This is a genomic window from Bacillus sp. FAU18 (assembly GCF_056033885.1).
This window is the reverse complement of sequence record NZ_JBVYHZ010000004.1, coordinates 1,493,055-1,518,801: the sequence shown is the minus strand read 5'-3', so window position 1 is coordinate 1,518,801 and position 25,747 is coordinate 1,493,055. Positions and strand designations below refer to the sequence as shown.

29 protein-coding genes are annotated in these 25,747 nt (G+C 41.5%); 27 read left to right on the top strand and 2 right to left on the bottom strand.

All coding sequences use genetic code 11. From position 1 onward, the window contains the following. Positions 1–76 precede the first annotated feature (76 nt). The 5 genes from tuaE (at position 77) to AC0OMU_RS18925 (ending at position 5,477) form a co-directional block, all read left to right on the top strand. Positions 77–1,543: a teichuronic acid biosynthesis protein TuaE gene (gene tuaE, locus AC0OMU_RS18945; RefSeq protein WP_032726971.1), complete on the top strand. Its 1,467-nt coding sequence runs from the start codon at positions 77–79 to the stop codon at positions 1,541–1,543. 28 nt (positions 1,544–1,571) lie between these two features. Beyond that, positions 1,572–2,252, top strand: a complete 681-nt coding sequence (gene tuaF / locus AC0OMU_RS18940; protein WP_181220203.1) for a teichuronic acid biosynthesis protein TuaF — start codon at positions 1,572–1,574, stop codon at positions 2,250–2,252. 23 nt (positions 2,253–2,275) lie between these two features. Continuing rightward, positions 2,276–3,034, top strand: coding sequence for a teichuronic acid biosynthesis protein TuaG (gene tuaG / locus AC0OMU_RS18935; protein ID WP_003242619.1), 759 nt, complete (start codon positions 2,276–2,278; stop codon positions 3,032–3,034). 28 nt (positions 3,035–3,062) lie between these two features. Further along, a complete protein-coding gene (gene tuaH, locus AC0OMU_RS18930; protein ID WP_181220389.1) occupies positions 3,063–4,256 on the top strand; it encodes a teichuronic acid biosynthesis protein TuaH in 1,194 nt (397 codons plus the stop codon). Between the two features lie 144 nt (positions 4,257–4,400). Beyond that, positions 4,401–5,477: an MraY family glycosyltransferase gene (locus AC0OMU_RS18925; protein ID WP_003227975.1), complete on the top strand. Its 1,077-nt coding sequence runs from the start codon at positions 4,401–4,403 to the stop codon at positions 5,475–5,477. A 72-nt stretch (positions 5,478–5,549) separates the two neighbouring features. Here AC0OMU_RS18925 and tagV read toward each other — a convergent pair whose 3' ends face one another. Together tagV and AC0OMU_RS18915 are read right to left on the bottom strand one after the other, a co-directional pair. Then, a complete protein-coding gene (gene tagV, locus AC0OMU_RS18920; protein ID WP_047183275.1) occupies positions 5,550–6,725 on the bottom strand; it encodes a polyisoprenyl-teichoic acid--peptidoglycan teichoic acid transferase TagV in 1,176 nt (391 codons plus the stop codon). After that, positions 6,725–7,378 (bottom strand): YigZ family protein, encoded by a 654-nt coding sequence (locus AC0OMU_RS18915; RefSeq protein ID WP_003227979.1) that lies wholly within the window; start codon positions 7,376–7,378, stop codon positions 6,725–6,727. Before AC0OMU_RS18915 ends, tagV begins: the two co-directional genes overlap by 1 nt. A 216-nt stretch (positions 7,379–7,594) precedes the next feature. Here AC0OMU_RS18915 and degS point away from each other — a divergent pair, with 216 nt between their 5' ends. From degS to secA, 22 genes are all read left to right on the top strand, one after another. Then, on the top strand, positions 7,595–8,752 hold the full coding sequence (degS, locus tag AC0OMU_RS18910; protein WP_003227983.1) for a two-component sensor histidine kinase DegS: 1,158 nt from the start codon (positions 7,595–7,597) through the stop codon (positions 8,750–8,752). Between the two features lie 82 nt (positions 8,753–8,834). Continuing rightward, positions 8,835–9,524 carry a two-component system response regulator DegU gene (gene degU / locus AC0OMU_RS18905; RefSeq protein ID WP_003219701.1) on the top strand — a complete coding sequence of 230 codons (690 nt, stop codon included), beginning with the start codon at positions 8,835–8,837 and terminating at the stop codon, positions 9,522–9,524. A gap of 97 nt (positions 9,525–9,621) precedes the next feature. Continuing rightward, positions 9,622–10,467, top strand: coding sequence for a DegV family protein (locus tag AC0OMU_RS18900; RefSeq protein WP_003227986.1), 846 nt, complete (start codon positions 9,622–9,624; stop codon positions 10,465–10,467). 105 nt (positions 10,468–10,572) lie between these two features. Next, positions 10,573–11,964: an ATP-dependent helicase ComFA gene (gene comFA, locus AC0OMU_RS18895; protein WP_474222313.1), complete on the top strand. Its 1,392-nt coding sequence runs from the start codon at positions 10,573–10,575 to the stop codon at positions 11,962–11,964. A 59-nt stretch (positions 11,965–12,023) separates the two neighbouring features. Next, the gene (gene comFB, locus AC0OMU_RS18890; RefSeq protein ID WP_015483764.1) at positions 12,024–12,320 is read left to right on the top strand and encodes a late competence protein ComFB; all 297 of its coding nucleotides are present in this window, start codon (positions 12,024–12,026) and stop codon (positions 12,318–12,320) included. After that, positions 12,284–13,006 (top strand): comF operon protein ComFC, encoded by a 723-nt coding sequence (gene comFC, locus AC0OMU_RS18885; protein WP_024572693.1) that lies wholly within the window; start codon positions 12,284–12,286, stop codon positions 13,004–13,006. Before comFB ends, comFC begins: the two co-directional genes overlap by 37 nt. Before the next feature lie 72 nt (positions 13,007–13,078). Beyond that, complete coding sequence (locus AC0OMU_RS18880; RefSeq protein WP_268553282.1) at positions 13,079–13,498, top strand: TIGR03826 family flagellar region protein; 420 nt, start codon at positions 13,079–13,081, stop codon at positions 13,496–13,498. Between the two features lie 80 nt (positions 13,499–13,578). Then, positions 13,579–13,845, top strand: coding sequence for a flagellar biosynthesis anti-sigma factor FlgM (gene flgM / locus AC0OMU_RS18875; RefSeq protein WP_015384783.1), 267 nt, complete (start codon positions 13,579–13,581; stop codon positions 13,843–13,845). A gap of 15 nt (positions 13,846–13,860) precedes the next feature. After that, entirely contained in the window at positions 13,861–14,343 is a 483-nt protein-coding gene (gene flgN / locus AC0OMU_RS18870) for a flagellar protein FlgN (RefSeq protein WP_014481048.1), read from the top strand. A gap of 18 nt (positions 14,344–14,361) precedes the next feature. After that, entirely contained in the window at positions 14,362–15,885 is a 1,524-nt protein-coding gene (gene flgK, locus AC0OMU_RS18865) for a flagellar hook-associated protein FlgK (RefSeq protein WP_015384782.1), read from the top strand. Between the two features lie 10 nt (positions 15,886–15,895). After that, positions 15,896–16,792 (top strand): flagellar hook-associated protein FlgL, encoded by an 897-nt coding sequence (gene flgL / locus AC0OMU_RS18860; RefSeq protein ID WP_100505885.1) that lies wholly within the window; start codon positions 15,896–15,898, stop codon positions 16,790–16,792. A 46-nt stretch (positions 16,793–16,838) separates the two neighbouring features. Further along, positions 16,839–17,414, top strand: coding sequence for a DUF6470 family protein (locus AC0OMU_RS18855; protein WP_474241414.1), 576 nt, complete (start codon positions 16,839–16,841; stop codon positions 17,412–17,414). 20 nt (positions 17,415–17,434) lie between these two features. Continuing rightward, on the top strand, positions 17,435–17,866 hold the full coding sequence (gene fliW, locus AC0OMU_RS18850) for a flagellar assembly protein FliW (protein ID WP_003228007.1): 432 nt from the start codon (positions 17,435–17,437) through the stop codon (positions 17,864–17,866). Beyond that, positions 17,860–18,084, top strand: a complete 225-nt coding sequence (gene csrA / locus AC0OMU_RS18845) for a carbon storage regulator CsrA (RefSeq protein ID WP_003219727.1) — start codon at positions 17,860–17,862, stop codon at positions 18,082–18,084. Before fliW ends, csrA begins: the two co-directional genes overlap by 7 nt. A gap of 144 nt (positions 18,085–18,228) precedes the next feature. Further along, entirely contained in the window at positions 18,229–19,050 is an 822-nt protein-coding gene (gene hag, locus AC0OMU_RS18840) for a flagellin Hag (RefSeq protein WP_029725988.1), read from the top strand. Between the two features lie 238 nt (positions 19,051–19,288). Further along, positions 19,289–19,618: a flagellar protein FlaG gene (gene flaG, locus AC0OMU_RS18835; protein ID WP_009968250.1), complete on the top strand. Its 330-nt coding sequence runs from the start codon at positions 19,289–19,291 to the stop codon at positions 19,616–19,618. A 17-nt stretch (positions 19,619–19,635) separates the two neighbouring features. Further along, positions 19,636–21,132: a flagellar hook-associated protein 2 gene (locus tag AC0OMU_RS18830; RefSeq protein ID WP_015384779.1), complete on the top strand. Its 1,497-nt coding sequence runs from the start codon at positions 19,636–19,638 to the stop codon at positions 21,130–21,132. 21 nt (positions 21,133–21,153) lie between these two features. Next, the gene (fliS, locus tag AC0OMU_RS18825) at positions 21,154–21,555 is read left to right on the top strand and encodes a flagellar export chaperone FliS (RefSeq protein WP_014481041.1); all 402 of its coding nucleotides are present in this window, start codon (positions 21,154–21,156) and stop codon (positions 21,553–21,555) included. Then, positions 21,552–21,893, top strand: a complete 342-nt coding sequence (gene fliT, locus AC0OMU_RS18820; protein ID WP_014481040.1) for a flagella biosynthesis regulatory protein FliT — start codon at positions 21,552–21,554, stop codon at positions 21,891–21,893. Before fliS ends, fliT begins: the two co-directional genes overlap by 4 nt. A 9-nt stretch (positions 21,894–21,902) precedes the next feature. Continuing rightward, positions 21,903–22,280 carry a DUF8042 domain-containing protein gene (locus tag AC0OMU_RS18815; RefSeq protein ID WP_003244377.1) on the top strand — a complete coding sequence of 126 codons (378 nt, stop codon included), beginning with the start codon at positions 21,903–21,905 and terminating at the stop codon, positions 22,278–22,280. A 190-nt stretch (positions 22,281–22,470) separates the two neighbouring features. After that, positions 22,471–23,040, top strand: a complete 570-nt coding sequence (gene hpf / locus AC0OMU_RS18810) for a ribosome hibernation promotion factor (protein ID WP_003228031.1) — start codon at positions 22,471–22,473, stop codon at positions 23,038–23,040. 167 nt (positions 23,041–23,207) lie between these two features. Next, positions 23,208–25,733, top strand: a complete 2,526-nt coding sequence (gene secA / locus AC0OMU_RS18805; protein ID WP_322839815.1) for a preprotein translocase subunit SecA — start codon at positions 23,208–23,210, stop codon at positions 25,731–25,733. The last annotated feature ends 14 nt before the right edge of the window (positions 25,734–25,747 follow it).

Below are 25,747 nucleotides of genomic sequence, written 5' to 3'. Positions count from 1 at the left end.
AGTGTTACTTGGTTGAAGCTGCCGGCTGCTAGGCTCGGCCGCCGGCTCCTGAAACATCAGGAAAGGGGTTAAACATGTGAGTATCAAACGATCAGCGGTCCATACGCTAGCGTTACTGGCCGCTGCTATATTTGGAGTCGTCCTATTGCTGGGAGCCATCCATAAAGATATAGGTTTCATGCAGATGGCTGCTGTGCTTGCGGTGTTGGCAATTGGCCTGTTTTTACTGACGCTTGCAACCGCATTTACAACAAAAGAACGGCTCTTTATGGCTGTAATCTATATTTTGATCGCCTGCACTTTTTTAAATAATGCATTTTTCGCTATACATCTTGGATTTTTCAGTTTGTTCCTTTACCGGCTTCTGCTCATTGCAGCGGGTTGCCTTCATATTTTCGGCATGGTTCGGAATCGAACCCATATTGAAAGATGGCATGGGCTGCAAGTAAAAGGGATATTGCTCTTTTTCGCCTTTTGGTTTATATATGGCCTTGTTTCTCTGCTGTGGGCCAAGTCGGTAACAGTTGGCCTCAAGTATTTAGCCTTATTGGCAATGGGAATTTTCTTCATTTATCTTATTGTCATGTACGTGCAAAAAATGGAGCGGCTGATGATTGTTTATGCCATTTGGCTGGTGATGACGGTATTTCTGATGATCATTGGTTTTTACAATCATATCACCCACCATCATCTTGCGAGTTCCACATTGTACAGCGGACCGGAGTATAAGCAGCATTATCCGACATCGGTCTTTTTTAATCAAAATGACTTTGCGACCTTTTTATCCATCAGCTTCTTTTTTTACATCACGATGATGAAAAACATTAAGAATGGATACATCAAGGCAATTGGCCTTGTGCTCTCGCTCTGTGCGTTGTATTTAATTTTTGCCACTGGTTCAAGAGCCAGCCTTCTGGGGATTTTTGCAGGTATTGCTGTCTACATCTTCATTGTATTGCCGCCTGTTTTAAAGAAAATGGCTATATGGCTGTCGGCGGCAGGAATTGCTCTTTTCGCAGTTCTTTTCGCCAGCAAAATCTATTCAAAGTTTTGGGAGCTGTTTCTGGCCCCGCAGACGCTGCATTCATTTCATGACAGGCTTCCATCAAATGTGGCTCGGGCAAATCTGCTGAAAAACGCTTGGCATTTTTTCCTTGATTCATACGGATTCGGAGTCGGGGCAGGAAATGTATCCTATTATCTTGAGCATTATGCTGTATATGATACTGACAATGTGGCAGAGGTTCATAACTGGCTTGTTGAAATTCTTGCTAATTTTGGCTTGTTCATCATGCTGGGATATCTGTCCGTTTATGCCTACCTCATATGGGTGCTTTACAAGTTTTATGAAAGAAAATTAGAAAATCAGTCAAAACTGATCACAGAAGGACTTATTACCGCTATGGTCAGTTTCCTGGTATCAAGTATCAGCCCAAGCTCTGTTTCAAATTTATTTTTCCATTGGGTGTTTATGGCGCTCGTCATCGCCGCCGTGAATGTGTTAAGGCGGTCCAGACAAATGCCTGAGCCGATGTACAGATAAACAGACTACAAAAAGCAGGGAGACTTATATGAACGATATATTGATAAGAATAGCCCGTCGCATAAAAAAAAATATCATTTGGATCATAGCGGTGCCAATTATATTAGGTGCGGCGGGGTATATCCTGCCGTCACAGATCGCTGATCAAAAGAGCTATACAGCTGAAGATACTTTGGCTGTGGGGAGCTATGATCATCCGATTTATAACAGCACAGAAGAGATTCCGCTTCTGCTAAAGAGCGACTCTTTTTTGAAGGAGGCGCTTCCTGATGAAAAGGATGAAGATGTAGCAGAAATCAAAGAGAAGCTTACCATCAAAACGGAATCCAAATCGTTACTGACTTTAAGCTATAGCGACGAGGATAAGGATAGAACGGAATCTGTCTTAAACGCCATATCCTCCACCTTTCTCAAAAACGATCAAAAGCTGTATGCAGAAAGAGAAGCCGTCATCCGCAGCAGCATAGACGCGCTTGAAGGCGAGTCTGTGAGCGAGGATTCCAAAGTGGATAAAGAGAGATTTTTGTATGAGCTCAAAAACACACAGCTTAACCTGAAAGCGGCAAGTGTTACTGATTCCGAAACCGTAAGTGAGACAGCAGGCGGCGGAATGTCTCCGAAAAAGAAAGCAGTTCTCGGCGTTATGATTGGCCTTACGATTGCCTTTATGTTCGTTGTCATTCCTGAATTTTTCAGAGAATCCTTTTAAAATCATACGATGGAGATGTGATCATGACCAATTGGAAACCTCTCGTATCTGTCATTACACCTTCCTATAATGCGCGTGACTATATTGAAGACACGGTTCATTCGGTATTAGATCAGAGCCATCCTCATTGGGAAATGATTATCGTGGATGATTGCTCAACGGATGGGACCCGCGACATTTTACAGCAGTATGAAAAAATAGACGAAAGAATTCATGTGGTGTATTTGGAAGAGAACTCCGGAGCTGCGGTTGCTCGCAACAAAGCGTTGGAACGCGCTCAAGGGCGCTACGTAGCATTTTTGGACAGTGATGACAAATGGAAAAAAGACAAACTGGAAAAGCAGCTTGAGTTTATGATGGAGCGCTCCTGTGCGTTTTCTTTCACGGGCTACAGCTTAATGGCGCAGGACGGGACCCCACTCGATAAATTTATTCATGCGCCGGAAAGCCTGACGTACGATGACGCCCTGAAAAATACAATTATCGGCTGCTTGACGGTGATGATTGACAGGGAGCAAACGGGACAGATCCAAATGCCGAATATCAGAACGAGACAGGACTTAGCCACATGGCTGTCTCTTTTAAAAAAAGGATTTACTGCCTATGGAATGAATGAATGCCTGGCTGAATATCGGCTTGTCAATAACTCAATTTCCAGCAACAAATGGAAGGCTGCGAAAAAAACGTGGTTTGTCTACAGGGAGATCGAACGGCTTCATTTTATGAAAGCAACATGGTGTTTTGTTCAATATGCAAAAAACGCGGTAAAAAAAAGATTATAGCCGCAAACAGAGAGAATAGGTGATGAAGGTGGAAACAAAAGAAGCAATCATTCATGTCATCGTTGCCACTGCTGAATGGGGAAAAGACCAATTGAGATACAGAAGGCACCGGCTGGCAGAATTTTTAGCTGCTCAGGAGGAAACGAAGGAAGTTATTTGGGTATGTCCGGCTTCGCGTGCCCAAGGGAAAGAGTTTCAGGAAGTCCATTCTGGCATCAGGCAATTCGCTGTCAAAGACCTGCTGCAGAAAAAAATGTTTCGTTTCGGACGATATACAGATGTCTTTTACAGACATAAGCTCTCCCCATTACTCGATGAGCTTACATTAGCTTCTGCAAACGGTGAACGCTGCTGTTTATGGTACACGTTTCCCGGATTCCCGCTGCTGTCTTCGCTGTATCCTTGGGATCAGGTCATTTATGACTGCAGTGACTTATGGGCGGCGCCGATTAGCGGCCGATCAAATCTGCTGTCTGAATTCCGGCGAAAAGTCATTAAATCGGCAGAGCTGAGAATTATACAACGAGCAGATTCAATAACCTGTTCATCAGATTATCTTCACAAGGAAGTAGACAAAAAACTGACTGCAGGACGAGAGAAGGTTCATACTGTGGAAAACGGAGTGGAGTATGAGCTGTTTTCTGCAAATAAACAAGCTCCCGATCGCAGTATACTGCAGGGGAGAGAAGGAACAGTGTTAGGTTTTATCGGCGGAATTAAACCGAAGCTCGATTTTAAAATGATTGAAGAAGCCGCCCTGCAAAAGCCTGATTGGACATTTTTATGGGTTGGCCCGGATGCCACCAATGGTGACGTTTCGTTTCAAGAGCTGCTGAGGCTTCCAAATGTCATATGGACCGGCCCGGCAGATCCGAAAGAAGTTCCGCATTTTATGGAGCTTATCGACATTGGCATCATGCCTTATAAAAAATCATCGTATAATCAAGCTGTATTTCCGCTGAAACTATTTGAATTTTTAGCGGCAGGAAAACCTGTCGTCGGCTCTAATCTTCCGTCAACCTCAAAAATGCAAAAGCCGTATGTATACGAATATGTAGAAGGTGATCATCCAATTGATTTTATAGCAGCTTGTGAAAAAGTTCTCGAACAAAACGGAGACGAAACCTATAAAGAAATGCGCCGAAACATCGCTCGCACACAAGATTGGAATTGCTTATTTAGACAAATTATGAAATATACAGGGATTCAAAAACATGCGTAGTCCTATAAATTGGGATGCGCGTTTTTTGATTATACGTGTTTCTTTTTGATGAAGCTTGTTATAATAACTAAGGAGAAGGTATAATGGAAGGAACGGTTCTCTATATAAATAAAGACTTCATTTAATTCCAAAGGAGACTTCTTTATGCTTGACGAACGCATGATTCGCATTGTTGTTGCGTTTATTGTCTCGCTGCTGACAGTTTTAATCATAACCCCAATCGTAAAAAGGATTGCGATTAAAATAGGTGCAGTTGACCAGCCCAGCAATCGAAAAGTACATGACAAAATCATGCCCCGCATGGGCGGGCTGGCCATATTTATCGGGGTGGTTGCAGGCGTGCTTGCATCCGGTATTTACACAGAAACAAGGATGACGGCAATTACAGTCGGAGCATTCATCATTATTGTGTTAGGTATTCTTGACGATAAATATCAATTAAGTGCAAAAGTTAAGTTTTTGATTCAATTAGGTGTAGCCATTATGATTGTAAGCACTGGCTTAAAAATGGATTTTTTCTCAGTACCTTTTTTAACAGAACGGTTTGAGTTAGGGTGGATGGCTTATCCGCTGACGGTATTATGGATTGTCGGCATCACGAACGCAATTAACCTGATTGATGGATTGGATGGCCTTGCTGCCGGTCTTTCTGTTATCGGCCTGTCCACGATCGCTGTCATGGCGCTATCCGGCGGAAAAGTGCTCATTCTGTCACTCTCATTAGTCGTTATTGCCAGCACGCTGGGGTTTTTGTTTTACAACTTCCACCCGGCAAAAATCTTTATGGGAGATACGGGATCACTTTTTTTAGGGTATAGTATTTCGATTCTTTCATTATTAGGCCTGTATAAAAGTGTCACATTGTTCAGTATCGTTATCCCGATTATTATATTAGGCGTACCGATTTTTGATACAACATTTGCTATCATCAGGAGAATATTAAACAAACAGCCGATTTCAGCGCCTGATAAGTCGCATATTCACCATAGACTGATGGCCTTTGGCCTTTCACATCGGATGTCGGTCTTAGTTATTTATTTGATTGGATTTATTTTCAGTATCAGTGCGATTGTACTTAAAAGTGCCACAATTTGGCTTTCTTTGTTTATTATCTTCATTTTAATTATTTTTATGCAAATCATAGCAGAAGTGACAGGACTCGTGAATGAAAAATTTAAGCCGTTTACAAAGTTTTATAAACGGCTGGTGAAAAGGAATTAAAAATTCCGGCTTATGTGCCGGAGTTTTTTTCTGCGCAAAAATGCCCGATCCTCTAAAAGGACCGGGCATTTTTTAATAGGATGAATCAGTTGTTGAATTCGTTGTACTGTTGTTTGAGCTTGTGCTGCTGTCATTCGAATAGCTGCTTCCGCTCGTCGTCCCATCAGTTGTTGTGCCAGTGCTGTCAGAACTGCTTGAGCTGTCAGTCCCGTCTGTTGCATTTCCGGTACCGGAAGTGCCAGTGCTTGTATCAGGAGTATAATCTAAATGCTCTTGAAGCGTTTTTCTGACTTTCTCGAGATTTGTAGCATCAGGTTCAAAGTAATATGTGTTGTTAGGCCCTAAATACAAATCAGAACCTGTAATACTCAATGTGTCGATTTTTTTGCTGGTAAAGCCGCTGTAAATCTGCTGAAGCGCTAAACCTTCAGTAATGCGAATATTGGTTTCAACGTTTTCGCTGGCTTTTTCTGCGATTTTATCAATTTTAGCAATGTTGCTTGCACTTGACATTCGGTCAATCAGCGCGTTTAAGATTTGTTTTTGTCTGTCATTACGGCCAAAGTCTCCGCGTTTATCCTGTTTTCTCATCCGGGCATATGCCAAGGCTTCTTCGCCGTTTAAATGCATCTCGCCTTTTTTGAAGTAAATCCGTTTGCTTTCGTCTACATCACTTTTTTCATCGAAATCGAAAGGCACGTCTACATCAATACCGCCGACTTCATTAATCACATCTTTAAATCCGTCAAAATCAACTGTGACATATTTATCAATCGGGATTTGCAGGAAGTTTTCAACAGTTTCAACTGTTTCATCTTTACCGCCTTTGCTGTAAGCGGCATTGATCTTCGTCTTGCTTCCCGTTGTGTCACCAGCTAATTGCACACGTGTGTCACGCGGAATGCTCAGCATTTTCATGGTTTTATTTTTGGGATCCAGGGTAACAACAATAAGAGAGTCTGATCTCCCTTTTTGTCCTTTAGTCGCGTAATCCTCTATTCCCATAAATAAAATAGAAAACGGTTTTTTCTTCATGTCTACAACTTCGTTGCGAAGATTTGATTTATTCCCGCGGGATAGGGCATCGTACGATTCATCCGCAGCGTTAATGGTTTTATAAAGTTTATACCCGCCAAGCCCTACAACTACCAATAGTGCAAGGGCGAACAATAACATAATTCTTTTTAAAATTTTCCTGCGTTTGCTCTTTTTCTTTTTTCGCACACGCACTCTAACGCGTTCAGCCATTATTCAGTCTCCTTTATGTGATTGACGGCTTTTTCAAGATACGTCAACTCTCCCTCTTTAATATCACTCTTTCCATTTGTCAGTTCTGTCATCCATTCAGAAAAAGCGTTTGTTTCTTTTTCTTCGACGTATGTTTCGAATTCAACATTTTCTGAATAATGGATTTCCTTTAACAGAAATTGTGACTCCCTTAATTCATTTTCAATCTTGCCAAGCCATGTGTAATCTGCAGAAGTATGCATGATTCGCATAAGCTTCCGTTCTACAACACCTATATGATTTAATCCTTCAGACACTGATTTCCCATAAGCGCGAATTAATCCGCCAGCACCAAGCTTAATGCCTCCGAAGTAGCGTGTAACGACGGCGCAAGTATCTTTCAGCCTGCGTTTTTTTAAAACCTCAAGCATCGGCACTCCCGCTGTACCGCTTGGTTCCCCGTCATCATTGGCTTTTTGGATATGATCATTCTCGCCAATAACATAAGCCGAGCAATTATGAGTCGCATTCCAGTGCTGTTTCTTTATTTTCTGTATAAATTCCTGTGCCTCTTGTTCGGTAGAAACACGGCTTAAATGACAGATAAAACGCGATTTTTCTATAACAATCTCGTGTTCTCCTGCTTCTTTCACAGTAAAATAGCTGTGCAGCATGCTAGCTGACCCTCCTGCTAAGCATAAAAGACTGCCTATACAAATTCGTACAGTCTTTAGAATTTTTGTGCGTATTTTGGTATCATAAAGAGTAGATAGTATATAAAAATGTTTTTTTCTAGAATATACGCATTCTTTCATTATAATTCGACATAATTTGCAGATCAATTACATTTATAATAAAAATATATGACAACGCCGTGACGGAGGGAAATTATGAATAAAACAAAGATGGATTCCAAAGTGCTGGATTCTATTTTGATGAAGATGCTGAAAACCGTTGACGGGAGCAAGGACGAGGTTTTTCAAATTGGGGAGCAGTCACGCCAGCAGTATGAACAGCTGGTCGAAGAACTGAAACAAATTAAACAGCAGGTGTATGAAGTGATCGAGCTTGGCGATAAACTTGAAGTGCAAACCCGCCATGCGAGAAACCGTTTATCCGAGGTCAGCCGTAATTTTCATAGATTCAGTGAAGAGGAGATCCGCAATGCTTATGAAAAAGCCCATAAGCTGCAGGTAGAATTGACGATGATCCAGCAGCGTGAGAAGCAATTGCGCGAACGGCGGGACGATTTGGAGCGCAGATTGCTAGGGCTTCAGGAAATCATTGAGCGGTCAGAATCATTAGTAAGCCAAATTACAGTTGTGCTCAACTACTTGAATCAGGATTTGCGCGAAGTTGGACTGCTTCTTGCTGATGCTCAGGCAAAACAGGATTTCGGCTTAAGAATTATTGAGGCGCAGGAAGAAGAGCGAAAAAGAGTCTCAAGAGAAATCCATGACGGACCCGCTCAAATGCTGGCGAATGTTATGATGAGATCGGAATTAATCGAGCGGATTTTCCGTGACCGGGGCGCAGAGGACGGATTCCAAGAAATTAAAAATCTACGCCAAAATGTTCGGAATGCCCTTTACGAAGTGAGAAGGATTATATATGATTTAAGACCGATGGCCCTTGATGACCTAGGCCTGATTCCAACTTTAAGAAAATATCTATATACAACCGAGGAATATAACGGGAAGGTCAAAATACATTTTCAGTGCATTGGAGAAACAGAGGATCAGAGGCTAGCGCCTCAGTTTGAGGTTGCGCTCTTCAGGCTCGCACAGGAAGCTGTGTCTAATGCGCTAAAGCATTCTGAATCTGAAGAAATTACAGTCAAAGTTGAGATCACAAAGGATTTTGTGATTTTAATGATAAAAGATAACGGTAAAGGGTTCGACCTGAAGGAAGCGAAAGAGAAGAAAAACAAATCATTCGGCTTGCTGGGCATGAAAGAAAGAGTAGATTTATTGGAAGGAACGATGACAATAGATTCGAAAATAGGTCTTGGGACATTTATTATGATTAAGGTTCCGTTATCTCTTTGACTATGATTTGTAAAATAGAGCCAAAAGGCATATTGACCGAATGCTAGAGTATATAGAACAATAATACAAGGAGGCGTGGCTTGTGACTAAAGTAAACATTGTTATTATCGACGACCATCAGTTATTTCGTGAAGGTGTTAAACGGATATTGGATTTTGAACCTACCTTTGAAGTGGTAGCCGAAGGTGATGACGGAGACGAAGCGGCTCGTATTGTTGAGCACTATCATCCTGATGTTGTGATCATGGATATCAATATGCCAAACGTAAATGGTGTGGAAGCTACAAAACAGCTTGTAGAGCTGTATCCTGAATCTAAAGTAATTATTCTTTCAATTCACGATGACGAAAATTATGTAACACATGCCCTGAAAACAGGTGCAAGAGGTTATCTGCTGAAAGAGATGGATGCTGATACATTAATTGAAGCGGTTAAAGTAGTGGCTGAGGGCGGATCTTACCTCCATCCGAAGGTTACTCACAACCTCGTTAACGAATTCCGCCGCCTTGCAACAAGCGGAGTTTCTGCACACCCTCAACATGAGGTTTACCCTGAAATCCGCAGACCATTACATATTTTAACTAGGCGGGAATGTGAAGTGCTGCAGATGCTTGCAGACGGAAAAAGCAACCGCGGAATTGGCGAATCATTGTTTATCAGTGAGAAAACCGTTAAAAACCATGTCAGCAATATTTTACAAAAAATGAATGTAAACGACCGGACGCAAGCCGTTGTGGTCGCCATTAAAAATGGTTGGGTAGAAATGAGATAGTATAATAGGAGACTTGCCTTTTTCTAGGCAGGTCTTTTTTTAGGCTGCCGTTTCCCTTACAATAGAGTTATAAAGCAATAAGGCAGGTATCGAAGCTATGAATATTGCAGTCGTAACAGACAGCACGGCATATATTCCGAAAGAAATGCGTGAACAACATCAGATACATATGATCCCTCTCCAGGTTGTTTTTGGGGAGGAGACTTACCGTGAAGAAATTGAGTTGGACTGGAAAAGCTTTTACGAAGAAGTGAAAAAACATAATGAGCTCCCGACGACTTCTCAGCCGCCAATCGGCGAGCTGGTTGCGTTGTATGAAGAGCTTGGCAAGTCTTATGATGCGGTTATCAGTATCCATCTTTCCAGCGGGATCAGCGGAACATTCAGCAGTGCAGCAGCGGCTGATTCGATGGTCGACAATATTGATGTGTATCCATTTGACTCAGAGATCAGCTGCTTGGCTCAAGGCTTTTATGCCCTTAAAGCTGCTGAATTAATCAAAAACGGAGCATCATCGCCGGAAGATATTATAAAAGAACTGGAAGAAATGAAAAAAACAGTTCGAGCTTATTTTATGGTAGATGACTTAGCTCATCTTCAGCGCGGCGGGCGATTAAGCAGCGCCCAAGCCTTCATTGGTAGTCTTCTAAAGGTAAAGCCTATCCTTCATTTTGACAATAAGGTAATTGTGCCTTTTGAGAAGATTCGCACACGTAAAAAAGCAATTTCGCGTATTTATGAGCTTTTAGACGAAGATGCGAGTAAAGGGTTGCCTATGCGAGCTGCTGTTATCCACGCTAATCGAGAGGAAGAAGCAGCGAAAATCATTGAAGAGCTTTCTGCAAAATATCCTCATGTTGAATTTTATAACAGCTATTTTGGCGCGGTAATCGGCACTCATTTGGGTGAAGGTGCGTTAGGAATTTGCTGGTGTTTTAAATAATGTAAAATCTCCGTTTTTTAGAGCGGAGATTTTTTATATTCTTATTTTAATAGTTGGACAGAAAATATTCATTCAGGCATACTGTCTCGAAAGGAGGCGTGCTATGTGAATGTGCCAGTTGAAAAAAACAGTTCCTTTTCAAAAGAATTGCAGCAGACGCTTCGGAGCCGTCATTTGCTCAGGACTGAACTCTCATTTTCCGATGAGATGATTGAATGGCATATCAAGAATGGATATATCACTGCTGAAAATTCTATATCCATAAATAAACGGGGATATAGATGTAATAGGTGCGGCCAAACTGATCAGCGGTATTTTTCTTTTTATCACTCATCTGGAAAGAATAAGCTGTATTGCCGTTCCTGTGTCATGATGGGCAGAGTGAGTGAGGAGGTTCCTTTATATTCATGGGAAGAGGAAAATGAACCAAACTGGAAGTCAATTAAACTGACATGGGATGGCAAGCTTTCAAGCGGACAACAAAAAGCCGCCAATGTATTAATTGAAGCAATATCAAAAAAAGAAGAGCTCCTCATCTGGGCGGTTTGCGGCGCTGGCAAAACAGAAATGCTGTTTCCTGGTATTGAATCAGCGTTAAATCAAGGACTGCGTGTATGTATTGCAACACCTCGCACCGATGTTGTATTAGAGCTTGCTCCAAGACTCAAGGCTGCCTTTCAGGGTGCTGACATTTCAGCGCTTTACGGAGGAAGCGATGACAAAGGGCGGCTATCTCCGCTTATGATTTCCACTACGCATCAGCTTTTGCGATATAAAGATGCAATCGATGTTATGATCATTGATGAAGTTGACGCTTTTCCATATTCTGCTGATCAAACCCTTCAATTCGCTGTTCAAAAAGCAAGAAAGAAAAACAGCACCCTCGTTTATTTAAGTGCAACACCTCCTAAAGAATTAAAAAGAAAAGCACTGAACGGACAGTTACATTCAGTTCGCATCCCCGCAAGACACCACCGGAAACCTTTACCCGAACCGCGCTTTGTATGGTGTGGAAACTGGAAGAAGAAATTAAACCGAAATAAAATTCCGCCAGCGGTGAAAAGATGGATAGAGTTTCATGTAAAAGAAGGGAGGTCTGTTTTTTTATTCGTTCCTTCCGTTTCTATTCTGGAAAAGGCTGCTGCGTGCTTTAAAGGTGTTCATTGCCGAACCGCATCTGTGCACGCGGAAGACAAGCATAGAAAGGAGAAAGTGCAGCAATTCAGAGATGGTCAGCTCGATCTATTAATCACTACAACAATACTGGAAAGAGGCGTCACAGTCCCCAAGGTGCAAACGGGTGTACTAGGAGCGGAATCGCCTATCTTTACGGAAAGCGCACTTGTTCAAATTGCAGGAAGAACCGGCCGGCATAAAGAATATGCGGACGGCGATGTCATTTTCTTTCACTTCGGCAAAACAAAGAGTATGCTCGATGCAAGAAAGCATATAAAAGAAATGAATGAATTGGCAGCAAAAGTTGAATGTACAGACTAGCCATTATTTGAAAACGTGGTACAGTATACTCATATAACCGATGATGAGGAGCTGTAAAAATGCTTGTCAATTCAAAAGAAATCGTAATGAAAGAACTGCTCGACCGATATATGGACCAGCTTCATATGGCCTGTACTTGCCAAGTATGCCAAAACGATGTATTGGCACTTTCTTTAAACAAAGTGAGTCCATCCTACGTTACTGATCTTAAAAAGATCGCATATACGAAAGCTGAGCTGGTAGATAAACAAAAAAACACAGCAATGCTTGTCATTTTGGCTGAATCTGCTGCTGTAGTTTCAGAGAGTCCAAGCGATTTATGTCAAACGAAGCAGGAGGAGGCATTCATAAACTGATCTGTTTATTATGTGATTCGCAATTTTCTCAAGATGTTACATGGAGAGCCCTTTTTTTATTAAAGCCTGATGAAAAGGTTTGTTATTCTTGCAGAAGCAAATTAAAGAAAATCACAGGACATATCTGCCCCCTGTGCGGCAGACCTCAATCTGTTCATGCCGTATGCAGGGATTGCGAGGTGTGGAGAACAAGGATCAGAGACAGTTTGCTATTGCGTCAAAACCGTTCAGTTTACACATATAATGATATGATGAAAGAAACGCTCTCCCGTTTTAAATTTAGAGGAGATGCAGAAATCATAAATGCATTTAAAAGTGATTTTTCTTCAACCTTTTCTAAGGTTTACCCCGATAAGCATTTTGTTCTTGTACCTATTCCGCTGAGCAAGGAACGGGAAGAAGAGCGCGGATTTAACCAGGCACAGCTCTTGGCAGAATGTTTAGACCGGCCTTCCCACCATCCCCTCATTCGCCTGAATAATGAGAAACAGTCAAAGAAAAAGAAAACAGAACGCCTGCTGTCAGAGCGCATTTTTGATACAAAAAATAATTCAGCAGAAGGTATGAATATCATTTTAATAGACGATCTTTATACAACAGGCGCCACCTTGCACTTCGCAGCCCGCTGCTTATTAGAAAAAGGAAAAGCCGCTTCAGTGGCATCTTTTACCTTGATCAGAAGCTAAATGATTCTGTTTTTATGCCGATATAATCACTAGAAATTGACAAAGGCATATTATCTAATAAGGAGAAAAAAGATGGGAGAACTGGCGAATTGTCCGAAATGCAATGCTTTATTTTTAAAAACAAAGCTGCAAACCGTATGTCAGGCGTGTATTAAGGAAGAAGAAAAATCATTTGAGACTGTCTATAAATTTTTAAGAAAACAGGAAAATCGGCAATCAACTTTGAGCCGGATAACTGAGGAAACAGGTGTGGAAGAAGAGCTGATATTGAAATTCATCAGGCAGAAGCGAATTCAGATCACTCATCTTCCTAATTTGGCATACCCTTGTGAAAGGTGCGGGACATCGATTAGAGAAGGCAAGTTCTGCAAGGCTTGCCAGTCCGATATTAAGGATCAAATGGATCATTTGAACCACGAGGATACTTTGAAAATCGAGAAAGAAAATAGTAAAAAAGACACATACTATGCCTATAATACCAAAAACAGCTGATTCCCTAAACTAACTGAAAACGCAGTCGATAAAAGGGTTAAGATTGTTTAAAGACTGCAACGGAAAGCGAGAGGAATCCTATGAAAATCAATCAATTTGGAACACAATCCGTTAATCCATATCAAAAAAATTATGATAAGCAAGCGGTTCAAAAAACTGCTGCACAGCCTCAAGATAAAATTGAAATTTCATCACAGGCTAAAGAAATGCAACATGCATCCGACGCAGTCGCTGGTTCACGACAGGAAAAAATTGCGCAGCTTAAAGCGCAAATTGAAAACGGGTCATACAAAGTAGACGCAAATCATATCGCGAAAAATATGATTAATTTTTATAAAAAGCAATAAAAAAGGAGAAAGCCCATGTCAGCGAAGGCAATTATTGAACAATTGAAGCGACTTTGCGTTCTGCATGAGCACCTGCTCACGCTGTCTGAAGAAAAGACGGAAGCGCTCAAAGCCGGCAAAACAAAAGAGCTTTCTAACATTTTGACAAAAGAGCAAAAATATATTCAAGCGATTACGCAGACAGAAGATGACCGGATCAAAACAACTTCGGCCTTTCTCGGATATAGCGAAAATAATACTATTTCCGCATGTATCGCCAAAACCTCAGGCAGTGAAAAGGAAGAGCTGGAACAACTATACGAATCTCTTTCTCAAGTTCTCGGACGTCTGAAAAAAGTAAATGAGATGAATAGGCAGCTGACAAGAGACGCGCTGCAATTCATCTCTATTTCGTACGATATGCTGGTTCCTAAGGAAAATAACTTCAATTACAGTAAATCAATTAAAGCTGAGCTGCCGAAAAGCAGCCAAATGAAACTGTTTGATTCAAAAGCTTAGCAGAAAGGAATTCAGAAAATGACATCTACCTTTATGGGGCTTGAAACTGCAAGGCGGGCGTTAAGCGCTCAGCAGGCAGCGTTAAGCACTACTGCAAATAACGTGGCAAATGCCAATACTGATGGTTATACAAGACAGCGGGTCTCATTGGAGGCAACTGACTATTTCCCTGCTGTATCTAAAAACGCAGAAAAAACAGCGGGACAAATGGGTACGGGCGTTCAAGGAAAATCAGTTGAGAGAATAAGAGATATCTTTCTTGACTACCAATACCGTCTTCAAAACAACAGTGCCGGATACTATGACACGAAGGCCAAAGCTCTGTCCCAAATGGAAGGCGTTTTAAATGAAGCGGATGACAGCGGCTTGAACAGTGTGCTCAATTCGTTTTGGAATTCTCTGCAGGAATTATCGAATAATACAAATGAAGAAAGTGCACGTTCTGTTGTTGCTCGAAAAGGACAAGCTGTAGCTGAAACGTTTAATTATATTTCTGAATCACTTACAAATGTCCAATCGAATTTAAAAGCAGAGCTAAATACAACTGTGTTGGATGTCAATTCTCTGCTTTCTCAATTAAACAGTTTAAATAAGCAAATTGCACAAGTAGAGCCGGTCGGGCTTCTTCCGAATGGTTTATATGACCAGCGAGATTTGCTGATCGATAAATTATCCTCAATGGTTGATATCAAAGTCAGCTACAACAAATCAGGCGGGAATGCACTTGCATCTGCTGAAGGAACTGTATCAATTGAAATCCTTGATAAGAATAAACAGTCGCTAGGAACTGTTTTGGACGGTAAAAATTACGAGGTTTCAGAACTTGCAGCCAACTATGATAATGAAACTGGGTTAGTATCAAGTATTTCAATCGGAGATACAGCTGTGCAGGCGGAGTCCTTCAGCAGCAAGGGATCCCTTTTAGGATTTATAGAGTCTTACGGGTATATAACAGCAGATGGCCAAGAAAAGGGCGTATACCCGGAAATGCTTTCTGATCTTGACAATATGGCGCTTGAATTCGCGAAAGCTTTCAATGAAGTGCACAGAAATGGTGTGACCAAGAGCGGTGAACAAGGCGGAGACTTTTTTGATTTTACTGGCGGTGAAACTGAACCTGCCAAGGGCGCGGCGGGCAAGATCAAAGTGGCTGACAGCATAATAGATTCAAAAGGCGCAAACATTGCTTTCTCACTGACTGGTGCAGCCAACGATAACGCAAATGCTACAAAATTAGCAAATGTTTTAACCGGTAAAATAACCATTAACGGTAAAGAAACTAGTGTTTTAGATTATTATGCGGGTCTGATTGGCGAGCTAGGGATCGAAGCTCAAGAGGCTAATCGACTGGCGTCTAATACAGAAACACAGCTAAATGATGCTGACATAAACCGTCAGCAAATGAGCGCAGTTTCTTTAGACGAAGAAATGACGAATATGATTCAATTCCAACACGCATACAATGCAGCTGCAAGAATGGTGACTTTACAAGACGAATTACTTGATAAAGTGATCAACGGCATGGGTGTTGGAGGAAGGTAGGTAGAGTCACATGAGAGTAACACAAGGCATGATACAGCAAAACTCACTGAGATATATCGGTTCGAGCTACTCGAAGCTGGATAAACTCCAGTCGCAGATTTCTTCAGGGAAAAAAATCTCAAAAGCTTCCGACGATCCTGTAGTAGCAATGAAAAGCTTAAAGTATAATACGCAACTGTCTCAAGTGCAGCAGTACAAAAGCAATGCTTCTCAAGCCTTTACCTGGCTCGAAAACACAGAAACAAACATTACAGAAGGAATTGACATCTTGTCAAAGGTCAGAGAATTAGCGGTTGAAGCTCAGAATGATACAAACGGCGAGTCGGAGCGGCAAGCGATTGGCGTAGAGGTAAAGCAGTTAAAGGAACAGCTTTTAAATATTGCGAATACACAAGTGAACGGCAGATATATCTTTAATGGCACAAATTCAGATAAGCCTCCGGTTACAGATAACGGAGACGGAACTTATACAATTTCTGATACAGCTGATGTCGTAGTCAATATATCAAATAATATGTCATTGAAAGTGAATTCAGATCCAATCTCAGCTTTTGGAGGCACTTCTGAAAGCGGGCAGAATGTATTTGAAATGCTTGATTCTTTTGAGAAAGCACTAAATTCTGGTTCGCTAGATGGCATGGACAGTGTTTTAGATGATATTGATCATTTTTCTGACGGCATGAGCGCTGAACGATCTGATCTTGGAGCGAGATATAATCGTCTTGAACTGGTTAATACAAGACTGTCAGCGCAAGAAGAAACAGCTACCAAAGTGTTATCAGACAATGAAGATGTAGAACTGGAAGAAGTAATAACTGAATTTATTGCGCAGCAAAGCGTTCACAGGGCTACTCTGGCCGTTAATGCGCAAATTGTTCAGCCTACATTGATTGACTTTTTAAAGTAAGCGGCTCTTAGGAGTTCGCTTTTTTTATAGTTCAGGAGGTAGAGTGATGCAGATTCCCAGATTGATTATGCATAGTGTTCAAGGAAAAATTGGTTTAACAACGACGCCTGCCAGCGTAAAAATGGAGCAGCCTCAAGCAGATCTAGAGATCGAACAGCCGAGTGCGGAAATGGAAATATCGGTGACACCTGGAAAACTCACGATTGACCAGACACAAGCATGGGAAGAATTAGACAGAAAGCATGTTTTCAAGAGAATTGAAGAAGCCGCCCAACAAGGGCTTGAGGATGTAATGGAGGGAATAGCACGCACTGCAGAAGAAGGCGACGAGCTTATGAGGATTGAAAATAAGGGGAACCCAATCGCTTCACAAGCAAGGAGGAACTCTGAAATGCACCAAATTCAATTAGGCGAAAATTATGCTCCTTCTCTATCTAGGGTGAAAATACAATATACTCCGTCACAGCTTGATGTTCAGATTACGCCGCGAAAGCCTGTTATTCAGGCTGAGCCGCATAAGCCAATTGTTGAATATACGCCAGGAAATGTTAAGGTTGACATGCTCCAATACCCTGATTTAAATATAGATGTAGAATACCCGAAAGAATCACCCGAAAAGTAAAAAGAAAAGGATCGTGAACAATGATCATTCATACGAAGTACCATGGCCAAATGAACATAAAAGAAGAGCAAATCATTCTTTTTGAAAGCGGGATTCCAGGCTTTTTAGAAGAAAAACAATTTGTCATACTTCCGCTTTCAGAAGACTCTCCATTCGTGGCACTGCAGTCCGTCACTTCAGAAAATCTTGCATTCATCGTCGTAAGTCCGTTTATCTTTTTTAAGAATTATGAATTTGACCTTGATGAATCAACTGCTGAACTTTTGGATATCGATAATATTCAAGACGTAGAAGTCATGACGATATTGACTATGGCAGAGCCATTTGAAAAGTCTACTGCGAATTTATTGGCTCCCATTATTGTGAATCGCAAGAACATGATGGCTAAGCAAGTCGTTTTACACGACTCCTCATATACGACAAAGCATCCGATTGGAGGAGAATCATGCTAGTTTTATCGCGGAAAATAAACGAAGCGATTCAAATAGGTGCTGATATTGAAGTAAAAGTGATTGCGGTTGAGGGGGATCAAGTGAAGCTTGGAATTGACGCCCCAAAGCATATTGATATTCACAGGAAAGAAATTTACTTGACCATTCAGGAAGAAAATAACCGTGCAGCAGCGTTATCCAGCGATGTGATCTCCGCATTATCCTCACAAAAAAAGTGAGGATTTTTTTATTTTTGTATTAACAAAATCAGAGACAATCCGATATTAATGATGTAGCCGGAAGGAGGCGCAAATGACTCCGCCAGTTACAAAAATAAGGCACAAGGACGTGCCTAAACAACATATTCAGGGAGGAACAAAACAATGAGAATTAACCACAATATCGCAGCACTTAACACACTGAACCGTTTGTCTTCAAACAATGGTGCAGCACAAAAGAACATGGAGAAACTTTCTTCAGGTCTACGTATCAACCGTGCGGGAGATGACGCAGCGGGTCTAGCGATCTCTGAAAAAATGAGAGGACAAATCAGAGGTCTTGATATGGCTTCTAAAAACTCTCAAGACGGAATCTCTCTTATCCAAACAGCTGAGGGTGCATTGACTGAAACTCATGCGATTCTTCAACGTATGCGTGAACTTACTGTTCAAGCTGGTAACACTGGCACACAGCAACCTGAAGATTTAACTGCAATTAAAGATGAAATGGATGCTTTAACTGAAGAGATCGATGGTATTTCTCAACGTACTGAATTTAACGGAAAAAAACTTCTAGACGGTAGTGTAACAGCAGGTTTTACATTCCAAATCGGTGCAAATGCTACCCAAAATATTAATGTTACAATTGGCAACATGGATGCGACAACTTTAGGAGTAAAAGGTATTGATGTGTCATCAGCTACTTTTAGTTTTGACACTGAGATCGCTAAAATCGATACTGCAATTACAAGTGTTTCAAGCCAACGTTCAAAACTTGGTGCGGTACAAAACCGCCTAGAGCACACTATTAACAACCTTAGTGCTTCTTCTGAAAACTTAACTGCTGCTGAGTCTCGTATCCGTGACGTTGACATGGCGAAAGAAATGAGCGAGTTCACAAAGAACAACATTCTTTCTCAGGCTTCTCAAGCGATGCTTGCTCAAGCAAACCAACAGCCGCAAAACGTACTTCAATTGTTACGTTAATTTTAAAAAAGACCTTGGCGTTGCCAGGGTCTTTTAATTTATATTTCTATCTCTATCTCCGAATCATTCCTCATCCTGTCACTAACTCATGATATAATAACCGGATTCTCCACTAACTTTTTATAAATGTATTTCCAAACAAGAAATCTAAAACAGAAGATTTTTTTCCAAAAATATGTGTAATCTTATCTCCATTTAGTCGATATAAACGATAGATTGGGGCATAGGGGATGATCAATTGAACATTGAAAGGCTCACTACGTTACAACCTGTTTGGGATCGTTATGATACTCAAATACATAATCAGAAAGATAATGATAACGAGGTTCCTGTTCATCAAGTTTCATATACCAATCTTGCTGAAATGGTGGGGGAAATGAACAAGCTGTTGGAACCTTCGCAAGTTCATCTGAAGTTCGAGCTTCATGACAAGTTAAATGAATACTATGTAAAGGTAATAGAGGACTCTACAAATGAAGTGATCCGCGAAATTCCACCAAAACGGTGGCTTGATTTTTATGCGGCTATGACTGAATTTCTTGGGTTATTTGTAGATGAAAAAAAGTAGAATAGGAGTGGTTTGAGATGGTCACAAGAATAACAGGTCTGGCGTCAGGAATGGATATAGATGATATTGTATCAAAGCTGATGCAGACAGAAAGAGCGCCGCTTGATAAGCTGACACAAAAAAAGCAGACTCTTGAATGGCAGCGTGACAGCTATCGTGAAGTAAACTCAAAAATAAAAGAATTACAAGATTATATGTCTAATAATAAGCTGACATATCCGAGTACGTTTCAGAGTAAAACTGTAACAAGTTCAAACGAATCTGTTTTAACTGCTACAGGAACTGCAAGTGCAGCAAACTCTTCTTCTACTGTTGAAGTGGCGAGCTTGGCAACCGCAGCAACGTATAAGGCAAACAATTATACGGGATACACTCAAGGCGATTACAATTTGGCATTTAACGTTGTTGCGCCTGGCGAAACAACGGCAAAAACAGTGAACATTAGTGTGACGAGCGCCGATACGATTGATAATGTGATTTCTAAACTTAACAGCTCAGATCTAGGAGTATCAGCTTTTAAAGATAAAATTTGGAATGGTACAGAGTACGTAGAAACAATTGCGTTTTCTTCTAAAGCAACAGGTGCAGGAGGCAGTATACAGGCAGCAGACTCTGCTACAGCTGACTTTATGTCCGGTCAGCTTGGTTTTTCTTTGGATGCTGATAATAAGCTCACTGCTTACAAAGAAGGCACAAATGCCAAAGTCACAATTAACGGCTTTGAAATGGAGAAGCTGACAAACAACTTTACAGTTAATGGTGTTACCTACACAATTAAAAATACAACTGCAGCAACAGGCCCTGTTACCACATCTGTATCTACTGATGTTGACGGGATTTATAACCAAATCAAAGAGTTTGTAGATAAATACAATGAACTGGTTGACAGCCTGAATGGAAAGCTGAAAGAAGAAAAATACCGAGACTATGCGCCGCTGACGAGTGAACAAAAAGAAGCAATGACCGATAAAGAGGTAGAACTCTGGGAGGAAAAGGCAAAAAGCGGTTTGCTGAAAAATGATACTAGTATCAGCACTGGTACGAACCAAATGCGGACTGATTTTTATTCTCAAGTTAATGCGGATGGAAAAACCTATCAATTAACTGAATTTGGCATCACAACGTCAGGTGCTTACCAAATGCGAGGACATCTAGAGATTAATGAAGACAAACTGAAAGCTAAGATACAAGAAGATCCGCAAAGTGTCGCCGCTTTATTTACAAGTGGGTCGAACAGCAGCGCCTATAGTGATAAAGGGATTATGAAACGCATCGGTGACACCCTGAAAAGTACGGTGAAAAGCATTGAAGCAAAAGCCGGTAACTCGACAATGGGAACCAATGATTATTCAATCGGTAAAAATTTAAACACGATCAGCACTAATATTACCAAAATGCAGGACCGGTTGACCACAATAGAAAACCGCTATTATTCAAAATTCAGTGCAATGGATTCTGCGATTCAAAAAATGAACGAACAAGCGTCCTATTTATCACAGCTTCTTGTACAATAAATGTAATTTGGAGGATGACACATGGCGATCCAAAATCCATATACAGCCTATCAGCAAAATTCAGTGAATACGGCTACACCCGGGGAGCTGACGCTTATGCTGTATAATGGCTGTTTAAAATTTATAAGACTTGCCTCTCAGGCCATTGAGAATGATGATATGGAACGTAAAAATGAGAATCTGATTAAAGCGCAAAATATTATTCAGGAATTAAATTTTACACTTAACCGTAACATAGAGCTTTCCGCTTCCATGGGTGCGATGTACGATTATATGTATCGAAGATTGGTACAGGCAAATATCAAAAATGATACGGGCATGCTGGCTGAGGTTGAAGGCTATGTAACAGATTTTCGCGATGCTTGGAAACAAGCCATTCAAAGTGAACGGAAGGACCGGCACGGATCAGGCGGGATCGCATGAATAACATAGATCAACTATACACTGAGACGAAGAGTATGCTGTCACACATACAAAATACGCCGGAAAGCGATGAGCTTTTAAAACAAATTGAAGACTTTGTGGCTAAACGGTCTGAACTGATTCAGGAGATATCTCTGCCGCTTTCAGAAGAAGAGCGAAAGCAGATGAAGCTAGTGCTGACATGGGATCAGCTTATTGTGAAGGAAATGGAACGACTGAAGCAGTCAATCGCAGCAGAACTTCAGCAGATGAAAAGAAAACGTGTGATGCATACCACGTATTTAAATCCTTATAACAACATTACGATTGACGGCACATATTATGACAAGCGTAAATAGGTGAGTGCCTTGAAGAGCATTGAAGATTATACGCTTTTATCAGCTTATTATCATCTTCTTTTTACCATTGAAGAAGGGTTGTGTTATTTGATAGAGGCTGAAGAGAATTTATCAAAAACAGAAGGGGATCGGATCTACCAAGATCTGATCCAAGCCTTTTTTTATTTGGATTCAACACATTCAACACTTCTCTTCATTATGGATTCGCGGTGTGCTGAAATTTGTGTGAAAGCATTTGACCAAATTTTTGCGGAGTTTGATCAATTGGTCTCTTTCTCTTTTCCCTCTCATGAGTTCTGTGAGTATTTAAAGGAACATTTTCTGATTCATTATAGAAAATGGATGCTGTCTATTCATCAATGTATGGAACCCTTTTTAATCAATTAGGCGTGTGTGAGGTATTTGTTTCGTTCAATCAGCATATACATATACCTCCGAACCGCCAATAACAGAGCAAATACAAACAAAATTCGACAAAGTTCACTGAATTTTCACAAAAGATTTATGTTTCAGCAGGAATTGTAAAGGGTAAAAGAGAAATAGATACATATCCTTAATAAAAGGGAGGCGTTCTTTGATGAACTATAACATCAGAGGAGAAAATATTGAAGTGACACCCGCGTTAAAGGATCATGTCGAGAGGAAGATCGGCAAGCTGGAGCGCTATTTTGACCATAGCGTGGATGCTGATGTGAACGTCAACTTGAAGTTTTACAATGACAAGGAGTCTAAGGTTGAGGTTACGATTCCGATGACAGATCTGGCGCTTCGGTCCGAGGTGCATAACGAGGATATGTACAACGCAATTGATCTCGCAACAAACAAACTGGAACGTCAAATCCGTAAGCATAAAACGAAAGTAAACCGTAAATTCCGTGAGCAGGGCTCTCCAAAATATTTATTGGCAAACGGTCTTGGCTCTGATACAGATATTGCGGTTCAGGATGACATAGAAGAGGAGGAGAGCTTGGACATCGTCCGTCAGAAACGCTTTAATTTAAAGCCGATGGATAGTGAAGAAGCGATCTTGCAAATGAATATGCTCGGCCATAATTTCTTTGTTTTCACAAATGCGGAAACAAACCTTACAAATGTCGTGTATCGCAGAAATGACGGGAAATATGGCTTAATTGAACCGACTGAATAATGAAGAGAAGCCTTCCGTGATGTCCGCGGAAGGTTTTTGTTTTTCTTATTTGCAAATTCTTTGGAAATAACAAAAGGTATGATATGATAATGAGAGGTATACATGGACTAGTAAATTATTTATACATGCCTCTAAAATAGGCATGTGATGATAGAGGAGCGTTATAAATGCTTGGAATTTTAAATAAAATGTTTGATCCAACAAAACGTACGCTGAATAGATACGAAAAAATTGCTAACGATATTGATGCGATTCGCGGAGACTATGAAAATCTCTCTGACGAAGCGTTGAAACATAAAACAATTGAATTTAAAGAGCGTCTTGAAAAAGGGGCGACAACGGATGATCTTCTTGTTGAAGCTTTTGCTGTTGTTCGAGAAGCTTCACGCCGCGTAACAGGCATGTTTCCGTTTAAAGTCCAGCTCATGGGGGGCGTGGCGCTTCATGACGGAAATATAGCGGAAATGAAAACAGGGGAAGGGAAAACATTAACGTCTACCCTGCCTGTTTATTTAAATGCGTTAACAGGTAAAGGCGTACACGTCGTGACTGTCAACGAATACTTGGCAAGCCGTGACGCTGAGCAAATGGGGAAAATTTTCGAGTTTCTCGGTCTGACTGTCGGTTTGAATTTAAACTCAATGTCAAAAGACGAAAAACGGGAAGCTTATGCCGCTGATATTACTTACTCTACAAACAATGAGCTTGGCTTCGACTATTTGCGTGACAATATGGTTCTATATAAAGAGCAGATGGTTCAGCGCCCGCTTCATTTTGCGGTAATTGATGAAGTTGACTCTATTTTAATTGATGAAGCGAGAACACCGCTTATCATTTCTGGACAAGCTGCAAAATCCACTAAGCTGTACGTACAGGCAAATGCTTTTGTCCGTACGTTAAAAGCGGAGAAGGATTACACGTACGATATCAAAACAAAAGCTGTACAGCTTACTGAAGAAGGAATGACGAAGGCGGAAAAAGCGTTCGGCATCGATAACCTCTTTGATGTGAAGCATGTCGCGCTCAACCACCATATCAACCAGGCCTTAAAAGCTCACGTTGCGATGCAAAAGGACGTTGACTATGTAGTGGAAGACGGACAGGTTGTTATTGTTGATTCCTTCACGGGACGTCTGATGAAAGGCCGCCGCTACAGTGAGGGGCTTCACCAGGCGATTGAAGCGAAGGAAGGGCTTGAGATTCAAAACGAAAGCATGACCTTGGCGACGATTACGTTCCAAAACTACTTCCGGATGTACGAAAAACTTGCCGGTATGACGGGTACGGCTAAGACAGAGGAAGAAGAATTCCGCAACATCTACAACATGCAGGTTGTCACGATCCCTACCAACAGGCCAGTTGTCCGTGATGACCGCCCGGATTTAATTTACCGCACGATGGAAGGAAAGTTTAAGGCAGTTGCGGAGGATGTCGCACAGCGTTACATGACGGGACAGCCTGTTCTAGTCGGTACGGTTGCCGTTGAAACATCTGAATTGATTTCTAAGCTGCTTAAAAACAAAGGAATTCCGCATCAAGTGTTAAATGCCAAAAACCATGAACGTGAAGCGCAGATCATTGAAGAGGCCGGCCAAAAAGGCGCAGTGACGATTGCGACTAACATGGCGGGGCGCGGAACGGACATTAAGCTTGGCGAAGGAGTAAAAGAGCTTGGCGGACTCGCTGTTGTCGGAACAGAACGACATGAATCACGCCGGATTGACAATCAGCTTCGAGGTCGCTCCGGACGTCAGGGAGACCCGGGGATTACTCAATTTTATCTTTCTATGGAAGATGAATTGATGCGCAGATTCGGAGCTGAGCGGACAATGGCGATGCTGGACCGCTTCGGCATGGACGACTCTACTCCAATCCAAAGCAAAATGGTATCTCGCGCGGTTGAATCGTCTCAAAAACGCGTCGAAGGCAATAACTTCGATTCGCGTAAACAGCTTCTGCAATATGATGATGTTCTCCGCCAGCAGCGTGAGGTCATTTATAAGCAGCGCTTTGAAGTCATTGACTCTGAAAACCTGCGTGAAATCGTTGAAAATATGATCAAGTCTTCTCTCGAACGTGCAATTGCAGCCTATACGCCAAGAGAAGAGCTTCCTGAGGAGTGGAAGCTTGACGGTCTAGTTGATCTTATCAACACAACTTATCTTGATGAAGGTGCGCTTGAGAAGAGCGATATCTTCGGCAAAGAACCGGATGAAATGCTTGATCTCATTATGGATCGCATCATCACAAAATATAATGAGAAGGAAGAGCAATTTGGCAAAGAGCAAATGCGCGAATTCGAAAAAGTTATCGTTCTTCGTGCCGTTGATTCTAAATGGATGGATCACATTGATGCGATGGATCAGCTCCGCCAAGGGATTCACCTTCGTGCTTACGCGCAGACGAACCCTCTTCGTGAGTATCAAATGGAAGGCTTTGCGATGTTTGAGCATATGATTGAATCAATAGAGGACGAGGTCGCAAAATTTGTGATGAAAGCTGAGATTGAAAACAATCTGGAGCGTGAAGAGGTTGTACAAGGCCAAACAACAGCTCATCAGCCGCAAGAAGGCGACGATAACAAAAAAGCAAAGAAAGCACCGGTTCGCAAAGTGGTTGATATCGGCCGAAATGCCCCATGCCACTGCGGAAGCGGGAAAAAATATAAAAATTGCTGCGGCCGTACTGAATAGTTCGCTCCGGCAAG